Annotated in this window: 17 protein-coding genes; 6 read left to right on the plus strand and 11 right to left on the minus strand. The window is 49.9% G+C overall.

Annotated features, from left to right (window positions below; translation table 11 throughout):
* Positions 1 to 12 precede the first annotated feature (12 nt).
* The 3 genes from ABH897_RS03280 to ABH897_RS03290 form a co-directional block, all read right to left on the minus strand.
* Complete coding sequence (locus ABH897_RS03280) at positions 13 to 714, minus strand: HAD family hydrolase (protein ID WP_283655346.1); 702 nt, start codon at positions 712 to 714, stop codon at positions 13 to 15.
* A gap of 84 nt (positions 715 to 798) precedes the next feature.
* On the minus strand, positions 799 to 1,461 hold the full coding sequence (locus ABH897_RS03285; RefSeq protein WP_283655345.1) for a class I SAM-dependent methyltransferase: 663 nt from the start codon (positions 1,459 to 1,461) through the stop codon (positions 799 to 801).
* A gap of 69 nt (positions 1,462 to 1,530) precedes the next feature.
* Positions 1,531 to 4,503, minus strand: a complete 2,973-nt coding sequence (locus tag ABH897_RS03290; RefSeq protein WP_283655344.1) for a methyltransferase domain-containing protein — start codon at positions 4,501 to 4,503, stop codon at positions 1,531 to 1,533.
* Positions 4,504 to 4,604: 101 nt separating this feature from the next.
* Between ABH897_RS03290 and ABH897_RS03295 the strand changes: the two genes are divergently transcribed.
* Entirely contained in the window at positions 4,605 to 6,119 is a 1,515-nt protein-coding gene (locus tag ABH897_RS03295; RefSeq protein WP_404591179.1) for an alpha-helical endospore appendage domain-containing protein, read from the plus strand.
* Positions 6,120 to 6,128: 9 nt separating this feature from the next.
* Here ABH897_RS03295 and ABH897_RS03300 read toward each other — a convergent pair whose 3' ends face one another.
* A complete protein-coding gene (locus ABH897_RS03300) occupies positions 6,129 to 7,205 on the minus strand; it encodes a glycosyltransferase family 2 protein (RefSeq protein WP_283655342.1) in 1,077 nt (358 codons plus the stop codon).
* Positions 7,206 to 7,374: 169 nt separating this feature from the next.
* Between ABH897_RS03300 and ABH897_RS03305 the strand changes: the two genes are divergently transcribed.
* From ABH897_RS03305 to ABH897_RS03320, 4 genes are all read left to right on the plus strand, one after another.
* Complete coding sequence (locus ABH897_RS03305) at positions 7,375 to 8,448, plus strand: glycosyltransferase family 2 protein (protein ID WP_283655341.1); 1,074 nt, start codon at positions 7,375 to 7,377, stop codon at positions 8,446 to 8,448.
* An 88-nt stretch (positions 8,449 to 8,536) separates the two neighbouring features.
* Positions 8,537 to 8,947 carry an alpha-helical endospore appendage domain-containing protein gene (locus ABH897_RS03310; protein ID WP_483874952.1) on the plus strand — a complete coding sequence of 137 codons (411 nt, stop codon included), beginning with the start codon at positions 8,537 to 8,539 and terminating at the stop codon, positions 8,945 to 8,947.
* Positions 8,928 to 9,782: a hypothetical protein gene (locus ABH897_RS03315; protein WP_404591183.1), complete on the plus strand. Its 855-nt coding sequence runs from the start codon at positions 8,928 to 8,930 to the stop codon at positions 9,780 to 9,782. Before ABH897_RS03310 ends, ABH897_RS03315 begins: the two co-directional genes overlap by 20 nt.
* Positions 9,783 to 9,829: 47 nt before the next feature.
* Positions 9,830 to 10,906: a BclA C-terminal domain-containing protein gene (locus tag ABH897_RS03320; protein WP_404520702.1), complete on the plus strand. Its 1,077-nt coding sequence runs from the start codon at positions 9,830 to 9,832 to the stop codon at positions 10,904 to 10,906.
* A gap of 223 nt (positions 10,907 to 11,129) precedes the next feature.
* Here ABH897_RS03320 and ABH897_RS03325 read toward each other — a convergent pair whose 3' ends face one another.
* The 7 genes from ABH897_RS03325 to ABH897_RS03355 all read right to left on the minus strand — a co-directional run bounded on the left by ABH897_RS03325 (position 11,130) and on the right by ABH897_RS03355 (position 17,833).
* Positions 11,130 to 11,699, minus strand: coding sequence for a manganese catalase family protein (locus ABH897_RS03325; protein ID WP_283655338.1), 570 nt, complete (start codon positions 11,697 to 11,699; stop codon positions 11,130 to 11,132).
* Between the two features lie 33 nt (positions 11,700 to 11,732).
* Positions 11,733 to 12,167, minus strand: a complete 435-nt coding sequence (locus tag ABH897_RS03330; RefSeq protein WP_283655337.1) for a spore coat protein CotJB — start codon at positions 12,165 to 12,167, stop codon at positions 11,733 to 11,735.
* A 1-nt stretch (position 12,168) separates the two neighbouring features.
* Positions 12,169 to 12,393 (minus strand): spore coat associated protein CotJA, encoded by a 225-nt coding sequence (locus ABH897_RS03335; protein ID WP_283655336.1) that lies wholly within the window; start codon positions 12,391 to 12,393, stop codon positions 12,169 to 12,171.
* A gap of 190 nt (positions 12,394 to 12,583) precedes the next feature.
* Positions 12,584 to 13,939, minus strand: a complete 1,356-nt coding sequence (locus ABH897_RS03340) for a hemolysin family protein (RefSeq protein WP_283656231.1) — start codon at positions 13,937 to 13,939, stop codon at positions 12,584 to 12,586.
* 98 nt (positions 13,940 to 14,037) lie between these two features.
* A complete protein-coding gene (yfkAB, locus tag ABH897_RS03345; protein WP_283655335.1) occupies positions 14,038 to 15,168 on the minus strand; it encodes a radical SAM/CxCxxxxC motif protein YfkAB in 1,131 nt (376 codons plus the stop codon).
* A gap of 96 nt (positions 15,169 to 15,264) precedes the next feature.
* Entirely contained in the window at positions 15,265 to 16,425 is a 1,161-nt protein-coding gene (locus tag ABH897_RS03350; RefSeq protein ID WP_283655334.1) for an HD-GYP domain-containing protein, read from the minus strand.
* The gene (locus tag ABH897_RS03355; protein ID WP_404581364.1) at positions 16,379 to 17,833 is read right to left on the minus strand and encodes a bifunctional metallophosphatase/5'-nucleotidase; all 1,455 of its coding nucleotides are present in this window, start codon (positions 17,831 to 17,833) and stop codon (positions 16,379 to 16,381) included. The genes ABH897_RS03350 and ABH897_RS03355 overlap by 47 nt, the downstream gene beginning before the upstream one ends.
* A gap of 317 nt (positions 17,834 to 18,150) precedes the next feature.
* Here ABH897_RS03355 and ABH897_RS03360 point away from each other — a divergent pair, with 317 nt between their 5' ends.
* Positions 18,151 to 19,215 carry an HD-GYP domain-containing protein gene (locus tag ABH897_RS03360; RefSeq protein ID WP_283655332.1) on the plus strand — a complete coding sequence of 355 codons (1,065 nt, stop codon included), beginning with the start codon at positions 18,151 to 18,153 and terminating at the stop codon, positions 19,213 to 19,215.
* Positions 19,216 to 19,272 lie beyond the last annotated feature (57 nt).

A 19,272-nucleotide genomic window follows, 5' to 3' on the forward strand; every position in this document is an offset into this window, starting at 1 on the left:
ATACCTTAATGGTTACTTTGCGTTTTTATACAATGTGAGCAGCTGCGTGAAGTCCGTAATAATCGCATCGGAACCCTTCAACTCGTCGTTTGCGCCAAATCCAGCATAGGCGCAGCCGATGACCGTTTGTCCATTCTTTTTGCCTGCCTCCACATCGGAAGATCGGTCACCTACCATCCATACGTTGGAAATTCCGTGCTTACTCAACAAAATCTCCAACAAATTCACTTTGGATAGTGTGCTGTATTCACCAGCGCTAAACAGTCCTTCAAAAATCGGGACCATTTCATATGCAGCCGCTATCCCTTTCACATAATCCTCCAGCCCATTACTAGCTACGAACAATCTTACACCCTGTTCATGGAGGGTTTGGAGCGTTTCTTTTACATGCGGATACAGGGCATGACTTCCGTTCTTCAATCCCTCCAGCTCCAACTGGAGCAGCAGCTCGTCCGCTCTTCTGTGGGCCGCTTCGCTGGCTTCCGGCATCACTCTTCTCCAGATTTCGTCCAGCAGCATACCCAAACTATTCAAAATAAGCTCCTCTGGAGGCGTCTCTCCTTCAAAAAGACCTTCGGCGCGCAGCGTGTCAAACAGCTTGTGATACGCAGGAAGCAGCAGCGTCTCCGTCTGAAAAAGTGTACCATCCATATCAAATACCATAGCCTCAGGTTTCTTCAACACAGGTGCATTGTTCATGTAGTTGTCAGTCATTCCTTTCCTATGTAGGTTTACAGTTCCGACCCCTCTCATGATAAGCAATAAGAGAGGTCCGTGTAAACCTCATTGCGCATACCGTTAGCTCTTGTATTTTTTCAAAACAGCCCTGAAACAATGCAAACCGCCCCACAAATCTGTGCGCAAGGCATCCGGCGGAAGGTTAAGATCAACCTCGCTCCAGTACGAAAACCCCGCCTGACCTATCCATTGCTCCATCGCAGACAGATTAACCGTAGGGTAATCAAACGTCAGCAGAAGCATTCCGTCATCTCGTAAAGTCCGGTGAAATTCACGCAGGGTAGCTAACGAGTCATCAGGGGTTAGATGCTCCAGCACTGATATACATACAATTTTGTCAAAGCTGACCGTCTCATAAGGCAAGGCGGTTAGATTAGCATGCGCGGAGTGAAGACGAACCGGTAAAATTTCCTGGACACGCTCGGCAGCCTCCTCTCCAATATCCCGGCGCACCTCGGCCAATATGGCATCCACGGAAACGATCCTCATATCCAGATCACAGGCATAGGCCTGAGCGCAGCGGCGGGCCAGCTCAAACTTGAACGGATGCGGGATACCACATGCCGCGTCAAGCACCGTATCCTGCCCGGACATAAAGTGCAGACACCACTCATACTCATAGGGACGGCTCCACCAGCTTTGGGGCAGCCTGTAGATCAGGCTGGAGGTATTGGGATCGGAATGTACGAAAAAGCGGGAGAGGTACGGATCAGCGGTATTCATGGGATATAGCCTCCTTTTGAATGAAAGGTGAAACGGTATGGATTCAGAGCGTATATTCCCCCAGCCAGCTCAGATCGCCCTTGCCACGCAGCATAGCTCATGACCACGTTTCTCGCCTTGAAGTTTGGCCAACAGCCCCATACGCTCCGTGAAAGTAAGCTCGCCATACAAAGGATGCGCCTCTATCAAGGCGTCCAGACCGGAAGGGAGCTGGCGGGTGAACAGGGCCACCGGGTGCAGACCGGACTCCGCCAGCAAACGTGTCAGCGTGTGCTCTGAATAATGATACAAATGATCTTCCTCGGTAAATAAAGGCGAGTGAACACCATAAGCCTCATTTGTAAACGAGTTTTTGTTGGGTACTGTAATGTATAAAGTTCCATCCGGTTGAAGCTGCTCGCGTAAATCTGTTAAAAATGCCACCGGGTCTGCAATATGCTCCAGCACATGCCAGCATGCAACGGCCTCATATTCATGATCCAGTGATAAGGCAGTATCTCCCTCTGTTTCTGGCGCTTCATTCGCCGCTTCTTCTGTTTCTGTCTCTGTATCGCCATTCCAGTAGCCCGGTAGCAGATCCACGTCATATTTGTATTTGGCATATGCGCGCGAGTCTATGGAAGGCTCAATGCCCACAGCATTCCATCCACTCTGAAGTGCAGCATGAATAAATTCTCCGGTACCTGATCCAATTTCCAGTAATTTTCCTTTACCGGGACTGAACATATCCAGCAGCATGAGTCCGAAAAGAGCATGATCCCCGTAGGTTGAGGCGGCTGCACTATCGCGCATGGCGACCCATTTGACGTTATAGATATCTGCGATCATATTCTCAGGCTGTATCCGATCGATATCATTGCGGAAAATAAGCCCACATGAACCACATCCTATCAATGTAAAATGTTCATACCGATGGAACACCGCCGTATTGGACGAGCCGCACAGTTTGCAAGCCATGCCCTGTGCTTCCCCCTCTCCTTTTCCATAAAGCGCGTCCTCTATTTCGCCTTTGGTAAGAGCATGGGAGCCAATAATAGCATGAACACCAGCAATCTTAGCGACAGCATTCTTGTTGACAGGATTCGCAGGGTTAGCCGCTTCATGAACAGGAGCAGGTTCAACGAAATGGACACCGTTCGCCACTTGAACAGCTTCAGCGGTATGAATTGCTTCAATTCTATTCTCGGCTCTAGCAGGATAGGTATCCTCGGCAATCACATCTTGGATATTCTTGCCCGTATTCACATCGGAATTAATACCGCTAGTGTCTTCAGATTCAGACTCATGTTGATTTTTTACACCCTCTCGGTCTGGGTCTATCCAGAGACTGAGCCGGGGAGTCGGATCAAATATGGACTCATATTGCTCCTTCCAGCCATAACGGGCATCCGGGTCCAACTGTTGATAACGCTCATATTTGGCGGTGCGAATAGCTGGTGTGTACCAGCCCCAGTGCTGGATACGATAGTCGCTAATCTCACTCGGAAGCTCAAGCACATTATCGGGAAATCTCCCGCAGTGCAAATATTGCTCCTTCCATTTATAAGGGAAGCTATCCCGGTATCGAGTCAAAAATGGGCGGTAGTAACGATGAGCCTGCCAGTAATCATCATCGCGATAATGCGTGGGAGACCACATATCAAACAGCCTGAAACAAATGGTATCGGCTTTCGTTCCAGCTAATAGAGCATGCACACCTTGGGCAAATCGGGATTCGAACATTTCGTCAGCATCCATGTTTAAAATCCATTCCGGGGAAGATGCCAGCGTCTCTCTCCACTGCTGCTTCCGCAGCTCCACTTCATTCGTAAAGGAGGCCCTTTCATTACGGATCAAACGCAGTGGAATCCCCTTTAGCAGGTCTCGGCACAATTCACCACTATCATCACGGCTGCCATCATCAATAATGACCGCTTCATCAATATATTCCCGATGACTTCGGAGCACTTCTGCGAGCTTGCGATCTGCCTCATTGCATACCGTCATGCTCAGCGTCAGTTTGGGCCTGGAGACAGGCGGAGCATGAAGCTCACTATGTCGTGGACCAGAGAAAGCTGGTGGCACGACAAAAGAATCCGTAGCATGCTTTGCGAAGACGGCAGACTCGCGGAGATCCCGTGGAATGGTAATTTCAGGCGACGTAGAGGAAGTGCTGGATGGATAATTTTCTGAAATATCTGAAGTTTTGGAAGTGTTTGAAGCTTCTTGGTCGTCCCTATTAACAGCGCCCTGCGTAATTTTATTCAGGGTCAGTAGCAATTGTTCTGCCTTGATGCGGTCCGCTTCCCGGTACAAATGCATGGCAGGATAGTGCGTATCTACAAAAAGCGGAAACCCGTACGCCGCCGCCCGGATGCAAAAGTGTCGATCCTCTCCCCAAAAAGAAACGTTAGGGATTTTACCAAAATGAATTCCGACTTCCAGTGCCCTTCTGCGGATTAAGGTACAAGCACCCAGACCGCCTACCTCATACAAACCGGGAACATGCAACTGATGTATAAATTGCAGCTCGCGATGTGCCCGCTCTTCTGCCGATAGCACTTCACCTTCTTCACGATGGAACAGATTGTATTCATCACTGACCCACACTTGAGGCAATAACGTCCCATCGGGCTGCCAGCGTGTCCAGAAAATCTCGGATACGATATCCTTCTCCGTCTCGACCAGTCTGCATAAGGTGCGGGAATGGAGGATCAGGTCTGAATCGACCAAAAATAGTGCGTCATAATGATGCTGAAGCGCGTAGTCAATGAGACGATTTTTGAACCCGGCCACTTTCCAAACGAGGGAAGGCGGCCAATAATGGGTATGCTCATCACTTCGGTTCTCATATTGCTGCAAGCCTGACAGCGGGGGCAAAACACGCCCCGGGAGCCGGTCCGCAAAATCGGCCAGCCATTGGCTTGAAGCCGGATTGTCATTATCATCGACGAACAAATAATCCGGCAGCACATCGGGTGCTTCCAGCCGCTCCAAAGCTTGAAGAAATAAAGCTAATATTTCGGGCTTCTGATGCACTGGGCTGCCGATTAATATACGCATGATTCGACGCCTCCCATCAGGCGGAAGCCTCATAACCGTTCCTCCTGCTTGCTCTGACGCATACGATAATTGCGATGAAGCGATAAGGGAGTGAGCGTGATATGAATGGACTTACACCTGGAAATATCGATGAAAACAACATCAATGCACTGCTTGCCTGCATCGCCTTTCAAGAGCTGTCATTAAGTCACCTGATTAATGCTGAAGGTGAGAAAATACAATATGCCGTCGGGACCCTTCCCGGCCTTACACCACCCGCAGGGAGCATTGCCGAGCTTCTGGAAGTAAATAACAGCGTACAATCGGTTTTGAATTGTACGTTTTTAAACGAGCTTGCCCTTCTGGCTCAGCTCCAGTGCCTGCTCAATCCGTCAGGCATTACCGGGGCAACCTGTTGTTTTCCGTTTGGAAGCACTGGAGCTACTGGAGCTACGGGTGACACCGGAGCCACGGGAGCGACAGGCGACCCAGGCGCCACGGGCACTACGGGCGCTACCGGGCCTACTGGAGTTACCGGGGACACGGGCGATATTGGTGCGACTGGCGCTACGGGGGCCAACGGGCCCACCGGGGCCTCGGGCACCGCGGGCGCTACCGGACCTACCGGAGCTACGGGCACCGCGGGCGCTACAGGGCCCACCGGAGCCACGGGCATCGCGGGCGCTACAGGGCCTACCGGAGCCACAGGTACCGCGGGCGCTACTGGGCCCACCGGAGCCACGGGCATCGCGGGGGCTACCGGGCCTACCGGAGCCTCGGGTACCGCGGGCGCTACTGGGCCCACCGGAGCTACGGGCACCGCGGGCGCTACCGGGCCCACCGGAGCTACGGGCATCGCGGGGGCCAACGGGCCTACCGGGGCCACTGGCATCGCGGGCGCTACCGGACCTACCGGGCCCACCGGAGCCTCGGGTACCGCAGGGGCGACCGGGCCTACCGGAGCCTCGGGTACCGCGGGCGCTACTGGGCCCACCGGAGCTACGGGCATCGCGGGGGCTACCGGGCCCACCGGGGCCACTGGCATCGCGGGCGCTACCGGACCTACCGGGCCCACCGGAGCTACGGGCACCGCGGGGGCTACCGGGCCCACCGGAGACACGGGTACCGCAGGGGCTACCGGGCCTACCGGAGCCACAGGTGCCGCGGGCGCTACCGGGCCCACCGGAGCTACGGGCACCGCGGGCGCTACTGGACCCACCGGGGCCTCTGGGGGTTTAGCCAGCGCACTAAGCCGTACCAATACGGGACCTAATACCATCCTGCTGGGAGGCGCTATCACCTTTGCTACAGCGGGTGCTTCTACGGGAACGTTTATCACCGTCGTCAACAACACTACTTTTGGCCTGACCCAGGCAGGTCTTTACAAAGTAAGTCTGGTGCTCAGCACAGCGACCCTGACCCTGCTGTCTACCATCACTCCCTCATTCACCGGAACAGCTACTCCCAACCCGGGAAGCTACTCTTTCCCAGCGGTTCTAGCAGGTGGCGAAATCGCCGCATCTCTGTTGTTTCGGGTGACGGTACCCGGAAATTTACAATTTCTCGTATCCGGGTTGACCTTATCACTGGCAGGAGGGACCAGCTCAATGATCGTCATCGAATACATTTCCGCCTAGCTCTCTTTTTCAAGCCTGGGTGGTCAACACCTGATCCGATAACGAACGACGTATTCCCGCAGCCTCCAAGGTGGCCTGTGCTTCTACAGGCCGCCCCATTTTTGCCAAACAGATGGACATGTAGTACAATGCATAGCTGCTGCCGACTCCTCGCAAAGTCACATATTTCCATGAATTATCACCCATGCGAGTACATTTTTCGAACTCATAATAAGCCTCCAGCAATAACCCCTGATCCAACAGATACAACGCTTTATAAAAATACAAATCTACATAATCCGGGTACAATTGCAGTACCTTGTCAATTCCCGGCCATATCCCCTTCAGGCTGCCATGACGAATTAAGGTATCGTATTTTAGCTTGTAAACAAGCGCTGGTGGCAGCTTTCCCTGTTCCAGAAAACCGGTAATCGCCAAATTATTCAGTTCAAAAGCCCTCTCCCATTGCTGCAAACGACTATATTCACTTGCCAAATGGTAATCACACCACGGGTCATATTCAGCCTGTGCCTTCTCCCGCTCCAGCAGCCGAATATTCCGCTTTGACTTTTCCTTCACCTCTACGACCTTCTCTGCATATCCATAATGGTGTACCGTCACGGGCAGCAGTGGAGCTTCTGGGGTGTCCTGTTTTCCCGCCGGAGGTTGCAGCCTTTCATGAATATCACGCACAAACTGATACCCGATGTCATTTCGGAACAAACGAATTTGCGGACAACTGTATACAAAACCATCCATTTCGTTGAGTACCTTCAAAGCAGCAGTATCTGCATGAATCGCCTTTACAAACTCATGCAACTGTCCACTCTCATCGTGATCCAGTTCTTCATCCGCATCTAGCCATAAAATCCATTCTCCTGTCGCGCGGGCTATTCCCGCATTGCGTGCATTTGCAAAGCTGTCATCCCATTCGTACGAATCAACGGAACACCCCATGGAACGACAAATGTCTATCGTCCCATCCGTGGACCCCGTATCCGTTACAATAATCTCATCCACAACATTCTTGGCACTTTGCAAGCAAGCTTCCATCCGTTCCGCCTCATTTTTGACAATCATGCACAGTGAAATGAACGGCCGGCTCATGCCTTCCCCCCCTTGCATCAGACTTTGATTTTCTAATCTATTAGAGCGCTGCTCAATTTATGATCATCACGCATACCCTCATACTCGTTCAACCGAAATTCCCACATAATGAGCAAGCCATCCTAATAAAATGGAGATTATACCAAGTTTTTTGGGAGGGACAAAGAGCATGGTAACCGTCAGCTTATGCATGATTGTCAAAAATGAAGAAGAAGCACTTCACACCTGCCTCAAATCAGTCCATGATCTGGTGGATGAAATCATTATCGTCGATACCGGCTCTACCGACCGCACCCAAGAGGTAGCCGCATCGTTCAATGCCCGGATATACGATTTTGAATGGTGCGATGATTTTTCCGCAGCCCGTAACTATGCATTTGATCAGGCAACACAGGACTATCAATTTTGGCTGGACGCCGACGACATCCTGGAAGAGCAAGACCGACTCGCATTTCTCGACTGGAAAAAGCAAGCCACCCTTTCATATGACAGCATTACAATGGATTATGTGCTATCCGTGGATGAACAGGGACAGCCGCTGCATAAGCTCAAAAGAAACCGAATTGTCCGCCGGGACCGTAATTATAGATGGATCGGTTTTGTACACGAATTCCTGAATGTGATAGGAAGCACCTTTCACAGCAATATGGCGGTGACCCATAAAAAAACACGTGCTTACACTGACCGAAATTTGCACATATACCTCAAGCACCGGGAGCAGGGCACCGTATTTTCTGAACGAGATCACTACTATTTTGGCAATGAACTGTATGACAACGGACGAACGGTAGATGCCATACAGCAGTACGAACACTATTTAAGTCTGAATCAGGGATGGATGGAGGACCGGATTGCTGCTTGCTTTAAGCTTGCGGATTGTTACGGCCGCCAAGGTCAAAAACAGGAGCAACGTATGGCTCTGCTTCGCACGCTTAATCTCGACATACCACGCGCCCAGTTCTGCTGTGCCTTTGGCAATATGTTGATTGAAGCGGAACAGTATGCTCAAGCCATTTACTGGTTTCGTCAGGCTACACTGATCGAACCACCACAAGATGCGATGGCCTTAACCAATTCGTCCTATTACACCTGGCTTCCGCACTTGCAATTATGTCTGTGTTATGACCGGATTGGTGACATTGATAAAGCAAAATTGCATCACCGTATGTCCCAGCTGCACCATCCTACTCATCCCAGCGTTTTATATAATGAACAGTATTTCTCACAGCTACAACAGGGATGAGGAAGAGACGGGACCGGGTATGGCATTCCATGCAGCTGACCATAGCCATGATGCAAATTCGGAGTGAAGGGAGAGATTGAACTTGTCTATGCCCGGTATTCCCGACATCAATCCCCTCATCTCTCTAACGAGAAAAGAAGTTATTCATATGATACTCGCATCTATTGCTATGGAGGAAATGGGCCTGTCCAGCATACTTCATGCAGAAGGTGAAAAAATACAACGGTTCGTAAACGACGAGGACGTTTGCCTGAAAGATATCCTGCAGTTGAATCGAAGTGTAGAACGAGTATTGCGAGGGGTGGTGAATAACCAGATTTTGCTCCAGCACAAACTGGAGGACGTATTACTACTCGATGGAGAAAGCAGGTCTAACTGTTACCCTGATCCTGATCACAGCGGTCGGTCTTGCCCGAAAAAGGGTGGTGATCACAATCCATGCCGCAAAAAAGACGATTGGGAATGCTGCGGAGACCCTGATGAATGCGATGAAGAATAAAGGGTTTAGCAGCCATCCGCCAGATGAACCTTACGTCCTCCAGCTTTTCCGAGCCGCAGCCCATCTCAACACAGGTTTAGCCACATTAGCCAAATCTCAAAGCCGAATGGTCTCCTTTTTGTCGGACAAAACAAACGAAAACATCTCCTCTCCCTTGTGGCTGCAATTGAATCATTCTACCCTCCAGCAATTGGAGATATCGCTCCTGATCCAAATGGAAGTCGGAAATCATTGGAACACACTTATATCCACTTTGCATGATGACATCCGACTCCGGCGGGAATACAGAAGTGTCCTGTCTGAAATTTCTATTTCCATAGATGCCCTGGAGACGGCTGCATCCCTCTTATTCGAACAAATCATCCGCTTGCAATTTCTCCTGTCCGTCGACCCTTCCACCCGCCTGTACAAAGATGAACATCAGGAGGCCCTGAGACTGTACCATCAGATTGAACGCTCCCTTCACCTTTTGGAGCATGGGCAGCACCTGATGCATTGGCTCAAAAAGCAGATCAACTCCTCCCCTTCTTCGGAAAGCTCACAGTTTCCTTCGGAGGTTCAACAAGCAAGGAGAGCCAGCAGTCTGGGCTGGCTGCAATTATTAAAGTTCCAGTGGGATTCAGGCCATGCGGCCTCCACGTTACCACCGGGTCAAATGAATCATTTACCCCAAGCAATCGAGCAATTGCAATCCGTTTACAAAATGTATTCAGGCGATCCCGGTGGCTTCGACGCCTATGTACAGCAACAAAAGCCTGTCACTCCAAAAAGACAGCCTACCTTCGGAAAAGTATGGCTGTCCCCCCTGCTTCCATATTCTAAACATTTCCGATAGCCACAACGTATGAAACACATCAGATTTATGTCATAAGGAGGTTTCACATGTCCTTCCCTAATATTCCCAATGTAACACCCACGATTAACCTAACACGGGATGACGCGATTAACCTGTTGCTATCATCCATTGCCTTTGAGGAATTGGGACTTAGTCACATCATCAATGCCGAGGGTGAAAAAATTCAATATGTGCTCGGCACGATACCTGGGCTGACGGGAGGAACGGCTACCATTGCTGACGTTCTTGCCGTGGACCAAAGTGTCAAAAGCGTGCTGGACACCACCGTGAAGAAAGAGCTGCTGCTGCAAGCAAAGCTTGAAAGTGTGCTGGCCGCCCCCACACTGGCCGGTCCCACAGGATCGACTGGACCGACAGGTCCTGCGGGCGGTCCGGTCGGCCCGACAGGGGGGACGGGTGCGACAGGAGCCGCAGGTGCCACTGGGGCTACAGGTGCTGCAGGAACTGCGGGTGCAGCTGGAGCAGTTGGAGCTACAGGGGCTACCGGAGTTGCTGGCTTAGCCGGAGCCACCGGAGCCACAGGTCTGGTCGGGGCCACAGGCCCTGCGGGTGCGGCGGGGGCAGTAGGACCGGTAGGACCGGCCGGAGGCACTGGATCTATAGGAGTGACGGGAGCCACCGGTACAGGGGTGACGGGAGCTACTGGTGTTGCTGGAGCCACAGGTGTAACCGGAGCCACAGGTATCAATATCACCGCTACGAATGCTTTTGTGGCGAATACAACTGGTGGCCTAATAACCGTATTGCTTGGTGGAACGAACGTGACCTTCCCCGGTCCGCCTCAGACGCTGAGCGGAGGCGTTACCATCAACGGTACTAATGATGTATTGACTCTGGCGAACGCCGGAACCTACTACATCGCTTATGAGTTGAACACAACAGTTGGTCTTCTTCTGAGCAGCCGTTTGCTCATTAACGGCGTGCAGGCTCCAGGGTCCGTCCTGTCTCCCGTGATCTCGCTGTCCTCTTATAACAATACTGTTATCGTGAACGTAGCAGCCGCAACAACCATCAGCGTGCAATTTTTCGGGGCCGTAGGTGCTGCCACATTGGTCGGAGGCGGCGCGACAGGCGCATCATTGACCATCATTCGACTTAATTAAGATGCGCCATCATCTGCTGCCAGTACATCATCTCTCGAATGAGTTACCTATAACCATGCTTGCTCATCTGTATAGACGCTGCGAAAGGCGCTTCCAACTGGAGCGCCTTTCATTTTACAATAAGCTTATCCTCATCCCCTTCCATACATTGGATTACAGTGATACACACGCCGTGAAACTGTTCTAACGGAAAATGTACTTAGGATATCCATTTCCCATTCCCTCAAAATATTTTCTTCCGGTCTCGTTCCCCCTTCAAAATTTCCACAGACTCGTGGAAACGGAGCGAGTGGATTATTTCGCGTTCACGCAGAAACTTCAGACTATCCTGCAAATCCACATCATCTGTCAAATCAATCAGCCACTGATATGTAGCTCTCGCCTTTTCCTCTGCCGCAATATCCTCATACAAATCCGCGATTGGATCACCCTTGGCTTGAAAATAGGTCGCTGTAAAAGGAACGCCGCCTGCGCTCTGGTAATACAGCGCATGATCATGCGCCGCATAATATTCCCCCAGCCCGGCTGCCTTCATTTGCTCTACACTCGCATCCTTGGTCAGCTTGTAAATCATAGTCGCAATCATTTCGAGATGAGCAAATTCTTCCGTACCTATATCATTAAGTACGCCGATAACCTTATCCGGAATCGTATACCGCTGATTCAGATACCGCAAAGCCGCCGCCAGCTCGCCATCCGCTCCGCCATACTGCTCCATGAGCAACTTGGCCATGTGAGGATCACATTTGCTGACACGTACGGGATATTGCAGCTTTTTTTCATATACCCACATTTATGTTCCTCCTTTATAAAAGGTTGTACCTGCCTATACCTGCCACGGCCAAGGGGATTGGCTCCATTCCCAAGGGTACTTGGAATAGGCACGGCCAAAATTTTGCAGAGGTCCGTACAGGATCTGGTACTCATTGGCAATCCCGGTCCTTTCCTGTGTCAGCTTATTGAACTGTTCGATAGCCTGTAAATCATCCGGGTGCGTATTGAGATACAAATTCAGTTCCACCAATACAAAATCCACCGTCTGCAGCTTCTCCAGCAGCGCATAAAACTGTGCATCACCCGGCTTGGTCTGGGGCGCATAGCCTTGGTATGGGTTTCTGTCGTTCTGATTGTAGCCCTCAGTATGGTCTTGCTGTTGATACGGGTTTGCATAGGGGCTTTGATACGGGTTCTGCTGTTGGTTCTCAACCTGATTTCGATTCTGAGGCTGGTTTTGGGCCTGACCCTGATTTGGATAATCCATTTTACTCGCCTCCCCCCTGGTTTCTACAAGACTCATAAGGGCTGTAAAACAAAGGCCATAGCGTTCCCTTCCTCAGCGCCTCCTCCGGACTGAATTGAGGCAGACCTGGGGGCTGAAATTGTACAAACAGGTTCGGTGGAAGCACATAGGTTTTGCATAAAACGGGCGGGCACGGATCGAACGGACCGACAAACGGGGCAAACTCACCTTGCTGTGGAAATTTCACGGGCCGGGACCTCCTTTGATTGATCCATCTGCTTTACTATTCAACATATGCGGCATCGCCCAAGTCTCGAACAAAAAATTACAGATAAAAAAAGAACCTTCAAAACCACGATAACGTGGATCTAAAGGCTCTTGCTTTTACACTCTATAATAGCTTTCATACCGGAACCGACCCTAACCATATCTATGGATCAGGACTCATCGGCGGAAAGTTCATCTTCGATCACAGGGTCGAGCTTGCGGTGAATCCTCACTCTCATAATACGAAGCCTTGTCGCTTCCTCCACCTCAAAGGTCAGGTTATAAAACTCAATCTTTTTCCCCTTCACTGGGCTGCCTTCCAGTTCTTTAAACAGCCAGCCCCCGATGGAATCCACTTCGTCGTCTTCAATGTTCACCCCGGTCAGATCATTGACATCCTCAATGAGCATACGGCCGTCCACCGAAATGAGATTATCCTTAATCTCCACGCTCGGACGTTCATCCTCAAATTCATCGTATAGATCCCCGACAATTTCCTCCAATATTTCCTCCGCTGTCAGCAGCCCGGCCGTTCCGCCGTACTCATCGACCACGAGAGTCATCTGAGAATGCTTTTTCTGCATAAGGCGCAGCACGTGACTCACTTCCATGGATTCTGGCACATTCAAAATAGGACGCACTACCGAGGCCAGATCCAATTGCTCGCCCTGCTCAGCCAATAGAAGATCGGTAATATGAACAAAGCCGATAATCTGGTCCTTATCCTCAACCGCTACCGGGTAGCGAGAATGCTTGGTATCACTGATGATTTTCAGATTTTCCTTAAACGATAAATTCGTATACAAGCAGTCCATATCCGTACGAGGAAGCATAATTTCACGGGCCAGCAAATCGGAAAAATCAAAAATATTGTCCATCAGCTTGATTTCGTCCTTATCAATAACACCGCTTTTGGCACTCTGATTCATCAAGATACGGATCTCTTCCTCCGAATGCGCCGCTTCTGCTTCACTCGCAGGCTGGATGCCGAACGCCCGTAATAACAAATTCGCCGCGGCATTCAACACCCAGATGACGGGCAGAAATATCTTGTAAAAAAGGAGCAAAGGAGCGGATAAAAACAATGCCACACCTTCGGTTTTCTGGATCGCCAAAGACTTTGGAGCCAACTCACCCAATACAATATGCAAAAAGGTAATCACGCAAAATCCGACGACAACGGATACCGTTGTAATCAGTGTACCGTCAGTTACACCGAGTTTGTGCATGAGTGGCTCGATCAGGTAGCCGGATATTGCTGGTTCACCAATCCAGCCCAAGCCCAATGAAGCCAGCGTAATGCCTAATTGGGTAGCGGACAGGTAAGCATCCAGCTTCTGGTTCACCTTTAGCGCATAGCCTGCCATGCGATGCCCCTCACTTTGGAGCTGCGTCAATCGGGATTGGCGCATTTTGACCAGCGAAAATTCCGCCGCCACAAATACACCGTTCAGAAAGACGAGCAGCAGTACCAAAAGAAGATTCACCGTTAGCAATCCCCAATGAAACTCGGTATGACCTTCCAATACGAACTCCCCATTTCTATAATTAGCATTTTGCATCATTTGACTTGCAACGCTCCATGGTATGATTGAAAGTCGCTAATTGGATTTATGCAAAATGCTCATAGTTGTAATGCTTTTCTGGATTTAAAATCGACTCCCTTGTAATACATATCCGCTACGAGCAGATTCGGTCCGCAACAGGCAGCGGCATCACAATGACAGTTCACGGTCTGATTCAACGGATGCTCATTCAGCCATTCACCGAAAATATCGTCCAGACCGCGCTCCTGAATATTTCCGAAAGCCGGAATGTCTGCGAAATCCGTCACATATACGCTGCCCGTGAACATATTCACATTTACGCGGTTTCTTCCGTCCGGATCATTACGCACCGTAATATTCGGTTCCTGACGCAGTCGGCGAAGCAGCTTGCGGTCTTCTTCCCGGTCTGAGCAGGCAAAGAACGGCAGCGTGCCAAACAGCATCCACATATCCTGATTGCGCACATCCAGCAGCTTATGAATGGAGTTGCGCATATCGTCGAGAGAAAGGACAGGCAAGGTAGAGGCAAAATTCGATGCGTACATCGGATGAACCTCATGCCGTCGACAGCCCATTTCATTAATCAACTGATGAATACCATCCAGCTTCGTGTGAGTACGGTAATTAATCATGGATTCGGCAGAAATAAACATACCCATTTCGCTCAACCTGCGGGCATTTTCCACCATTTTCTCATAAAGACGAACAGCCCCCGCGCGTGGAGTCGGACGTCCGGTATTTGCAAAACCCACTTCATAAAAATCGTCGGCATTCAAATAATTAAACGATATATGCATGACATCCAGATAAGGGAGCATCTTCTCATATCTGCGAATATCCAATGTCAGGTTGGAGTTGATTTGCGAGCGAATACCACGCTCTTTGGCATATTTCAGCAGCGGAACGATCACTTCGTCCACCGTTTTATCGAGCAAAGCGGGTTCTCCGCCTGTCATACTGATCGTCTCCAGATGCTCGACTTCATCCAGTCGTTTCAGCATCAGATCTAACGGAAGGAAGGGAGCCTCCTTCATAACAAGCATGTCGCCCACAGCGCAGTGCTCACAGCGCATATTGCACAGATGCGTCACGGTCATTTCCACACTTGTCAGCAAATGACGGCCATGTGTGCGCAGCGAGACAATCGGGTCCCACGGATCATATGCTGGTGATATTTGTGAAAGTGTGTTGTTTTGTAGAACTGTCATTATTTTTCACCTTATTTCTGTTATTAACCTCAAAAGACGTATGAATATCATATCATGATGTGTAAAGTAGCTGCATATTTTCTGCCACTTCATTTGCTAATCCACGTGCATTGCTCCAAAAGGGGAAGCTGTAGCACCCAGTGTGTTGGTAATCATCACCGAAAGAGATACGGACAGATCCACGTCGTAAGGCGCTTTCAGTTCCTGTCCGTCCCGATCCCTCACAATGCGAATAACGGGCCTTTGTGGGATTTTGGAGTGTATGCGCACCACAACCCCTTCTTCCCCCGTATTGAGCATCACGGAGAGCCCCAGCGGGTATATAGCTACACAATCGCGGAATGCCTCCAGCATCCGTTGCTCATACAACGTGCCCGCACCGGCATACAGCACCTCCATTGCTTCATAGGGCAACAATGGCTGCTTGTATATTCGACTTGCTGTCATCGCATCGTATGAGTCTGCCAGGCCGATCCATTTGGCGTATTCGTGGATTTGGTCCTTCTTCCAGCCGTTCGGATATCCGCTGCCGTCGATACGTTCATGATGCTGTAATGCACAGTGAGCCGACAGCAGGGGAATTCCCGGTTCGTCTTTAAGTAGCTTATAGCCGATCACCGTGTGCGTTTTCATGTGCTCGTATTCCTCGTCCGTCAATTTGCCCGGCTTATAGAGCACTTGAGGTGAAATTTTCATTTTACCAATATCGTGCAATAGTGAACCTATGCCCAGCTCCATGAGCTGGTTGTTATTGTATCCGTTGGATATTCCTAGTACAAGTGAATACAGACATACATTCAATGAATGATGATACAGATCCTGATCTGCCGCCCCGATATCCATCAGCATAATGACGGCATCCTGACGGCCTCCGATATCGTCCAGAATGGACTCCATCACCTTATAAAATGACTTGCCAAAGTATTGGTGCTTATGATCTACGGAGTAGGATGTCTGACCCTGAAACTGCTTCTTGATCTCCTGTAGCGCCATCTTCCTCGTCTGTTCATGGATCATTTCGGGAATTACGATATCTTCTGTCACCGCATCCTCAATGTATACATATCCAATTCCGACTTGGCCTAGACGTTCAATCAATCGCGAAGTAAGCTCAACACCCTCCGAGAGCAGCACCATTCCATTTTCATTGTATATTTTTTTGCCCAGCTTCATGCCGGCTCTTAATAATGTAACAGGTACCAGTCGCAACTTAATCCTCTCCCGATTGTTGTGATACCTGAAGCCACCTAGCTGCAAAACACTCTTCCATCGCGCCCGGACGCTTCAACTCCATTTCAATCAAATCCCGCAAAAATTCTGGAAGCATAAATCGGAGTTCCGTTCCGTTCGCAAGCACTTCATAACCTGCTCTGAAAGTGAACATATCCAACGTGCCTACCGTATATTGCTCATCTTCTTCCAATGAACGACCCACTACACGTATATCCGTCACTTTATCATAAGGAGCGCGAGTCGTGTCATATTGAATCTCCAGACCTTCCACACACATCGTACCAAGCACTTTACCTCTAAAGCCAAATCCCGTTATTTTCTTGTCCGCAAATTCCGGTAGCAAGGACTGCTCCAGCGCCAGCCGGATGTCTCTTCCCCACAGCTTCATGACACAGGCATTAATTGGCGAAGGGCATAAGGAATGCAGCATTCCTTTGCTGATATCACCTTGAGGTAAAGGGCCAAGCAGTTGGCCCGCATTCACAAGAGAAATAGCGGTTCCCGTAAAATGTGACACCGATTGTGCCAGCAAATTTCCGAAAGGAGACTCCCGATCATATGCAATCTCCAGCTTCCGATCCGTCACCGCCACTGTACTCTCCATGGCACGCTCTGCCTGTCTCCGATGCAGTACAATGGCAGATGCCACCTTTTCGTCCAGCAGTGTGTGGTCTACAGGAGCTACGCCGCCTGACGTAACCCGAAACGGTTCATGACTACTGTTGCGGCTTAGTGCCACTTCACCCAGCAGCGTTCCATACTTGCCAGCCCCACATAGAGCTGTGCTCCCGATCCACAGCGGTTCCTCCAGCACATGATGGGTATGGCCTCCAAGAATCACATCAATCTCCGAAAACCGCGATGCCAGTTTCTTATCCGAAGGTAAACCCAAATGCGACATCACAACCAGAACATCGACCTGCTTTCTCAGGGACGGAATTTGCTCGCCCAATACCTCAAACGGATCGAGTGCATCCCATCCCAGCAATTGATAGAACTCGCCGAAAGGAGCCGTCACTGCGAGCAAGCCTATCTTAAACCCCACCTTGTCCAAAATGAGTGAATCCGTCATCCACAAGGGCTTCATCCCTGTGGCACTCTCCCTAATGTTGCCGCATACAACCGGGCAGTGAATTCCCGCATAGGCCTGTGCAAGAATATCCGGGGTAAAAGTCAGACCCTCGTTGTTACCAATCGTAATCGCATCGTACCCCGTCAAATTGATCACATCCACATTCGCCCCACCCAGCGTTCCTTCCGTTTCGGGGGCCATCCGGTCCATGTGGTCTCCCATATCCAGCACAAGCAGCGCATCTCCTAATGCGGCTCTTCGTTCATTAATCATCGCGGCTATCGAAGGCATACTGCCAAAATGACTATGTATATCATTGGTATGCAAAATGGTTAACGTTTGCTGGGTCGTCATCTCCATAACCGCCCTCCTCTATAGTTTATATATCGACTCTGTTGCTTCTAATGTTTAAGCATACCATGTTATTTCCCATTATGGTACATGTCGGTGGGGGCGCTACAACTGACAATTTAGCTACTGTGTTGTCTCAAGAAACAGTCACGGGGAGAAGCAAAGTCACAATGCCCTCGTATACCTCTGAGAAGAGACGGGTTCCTGGGACCTATTTTACAGCTAGGAATAATAGTGAATTAGTCGTTGTCATCCCATATTATTCTTGATATATTAGGTTTGCTTCGTATTTTCGACAAATTTACGACAATAAGGAGGTTAAGCGCATGAGAGTTCACGTTACCGATGCCAAGCCAGGAGATCTTCTCAGATCCGATACATACAATGAACACGGTGTACCCGTCATGATTCGGGGTACCCAGCTTCAGCACGACGATATCTCCAAGCTCATCATGCATGGTGTCGATTATATCGACATTGATGCCGGTTCAGCGAGCATTCCGGTTGACTTTGCCCCCGATGTTCCCGCTTCTCCCGAATCCCTTAAACGTGCCGTTCCCCTCATGGAGCAGACTATTCATGGCTTTGAAAGCATGTTTCTCAAAGCTGCCTCAACCGGCAAATTTGATGAATCTCGAGTCGATGAGCTGCTCAGCCCCCTCGTTTCAGAGCTGACTCATCAAAAAGATGTCGTATCTCTGCTGCTGCTCATGGAACGGGGAGATCACTATACGTACAATCATTCTCTCCAAGTGGGTGTACTGTCATATTACATTGCCACATGGCTTGGATATACAGAAGAAGAAGCCTATACCGCTGGTAAAGCCGGATATTTACACGATATAGGCAAGTCCATGATACCGGATGAGATTTTGAATAAACCTGGTAAGCTGACGCCTGAAGAATTTAAGGAAATGAAAAAACATTCCCTCTACGGCTATGATATCATTCGCAACTCAACAAGTGATGAGATTTCGGCAATCGTCGCCCTGCAGCATCACGAAAGAGAAGATGGAAGCGGATACCCGAACGGACTGTTCAAGAAGGATATTCATCCTTTCGCCAGTATTACGGCAATTGCAGACGTATATAGCGCTATGATCTCCAACCGTGTGTACCAGACGAAGCAGGAGCTGCTCACCGTACTGCGCGAGCTGCACAGCATGAGCTTCGGACATCTGAACCCGGAAGCCACCCAAGTCTTCATCCGGCATATGCTTCCGAACTTTATTAACAAGCAGGTCCTTCTGACTTCGGGTCAGACGGGAACGATTATTTTGAACAATCCTGCCGATTATTTCAGACCTTTAGTGAAAATTAATGAAAATGAGTATATAGATTTGTCCAGAGAGCGACATGTATCCATTGATGAAATTTATCTGGAATCCTGATCTGCGAACTCGTTCTGCTCATACACAGACTACGCGAATAAAAAGAGACTGTCCTTG

The sequence above is a fragment of the Paenibacillus sp. RC73 genome (assembly GCF_044908085.1).
In the GTDB taxonomy this organism is placed as follows: Bacteria; Bacillota; Bacilli; order Paenibacillales; family Paenibacillaceae; genus Paenibacillus; species Paenibacillus terrae_A.

Bases quoted from the DNA above. Each gene is read 5' to 3' on its own strand.
- ABH897_RS03280 (WP_283655346.1), bottom strand. From the start codon at position 714: ATGACTGACAACTACATGAACAATGCACCTGTGTTGAAGAAACCTGAG.
- ABH897_RS03285 (WP_283655345.1), bottom strand. From the start codon at position 1,461: ATGAATACCGCTGATCCGTACCTCTCCCGCTTTTTCGTACATTCCGAT.
- ABH897_RS03290 (WP_283655344.1), bottom strand. From the start codon at position 4,503: ATGCGTATATTAATCGGCAGCCCAGTGCATCAGAAGCCCGAAATATTA.
- ABH897_RS03295 (WP_404591179.1), top strand. From the start codon at position 4,605: ATGAATGGACTTACACCTGGAAATATCGATGAAAACAACATCAATGCA.
- ABH897_RS03300 (WP_283655342.1), bottom strand. From the start codon at position 7,205: ATGAGCCGGCCGTTCATTTCACTGTGCATGATTGTCAAAAATGAGGCG.
- ABH897_RS03305 (WP_283655341.1), top strand. From the start codon at position 7,375: ATGGTAACCGTCAGCTTATGCATGATTGTCAAAAATGAAGAAGAAGCA.
- ABH897_RS03310 (WP_483874952.1), top strand. From the start codon at position 8,537: ATGCCCGGTATTCCCGACATCAATCCCCTCATCTCTCTAACGAGAAAA.
- ABH897_RS03315 (WP_404591183.1), top strand. From the start codon at position 8,928: ATGAATGCGATGAAGAATAAAGGGTTTAGCAGCCATCCGCCAGATGAA.
- ABH897_RS03320 (WP_404520702.1), top strand. From the start codon at position 9,830: ATGTCCTTCCCTAATATTCCCAATGTAACACCCACGATTAACCTAACA.
- ABH897_RS03325 (WP_283655338.1), bottom strand. From the start codon at position 11,699: ATGTGGGTATATGAAAAAAAGCTGCAATATCCCGTACGTGTCAGCAAA.
- ABH897_RS03330 (WP_283655337.1), bottom strand. From the start codon at position 12,167: ATGGATTATCCAAATCAGGGTCAGGCCCAAAACCAGCCTCAGAATCGA.
- yfkAB (WP_283655335.1), bottom strand. From the start codon at position 15,168: ATGACAGTTCTACAAAACAACACACTTTCACAAATATCACCAGCATAT.
- ABH897_RS03355 (WP_404581364.1), bottom strand. From the start codon at position 17,833: ATGGAGATGACGACCCAGCAAACGTTAACCATTTTGCATACCAATGAT.
- ABH897_RS03360 (WP_283655332.1), top strand. From the start codon at position 18,151: ATGAGAGTTCACGTTACCGATGCCAAGCCAGGAGATCTTCTCAGATCC.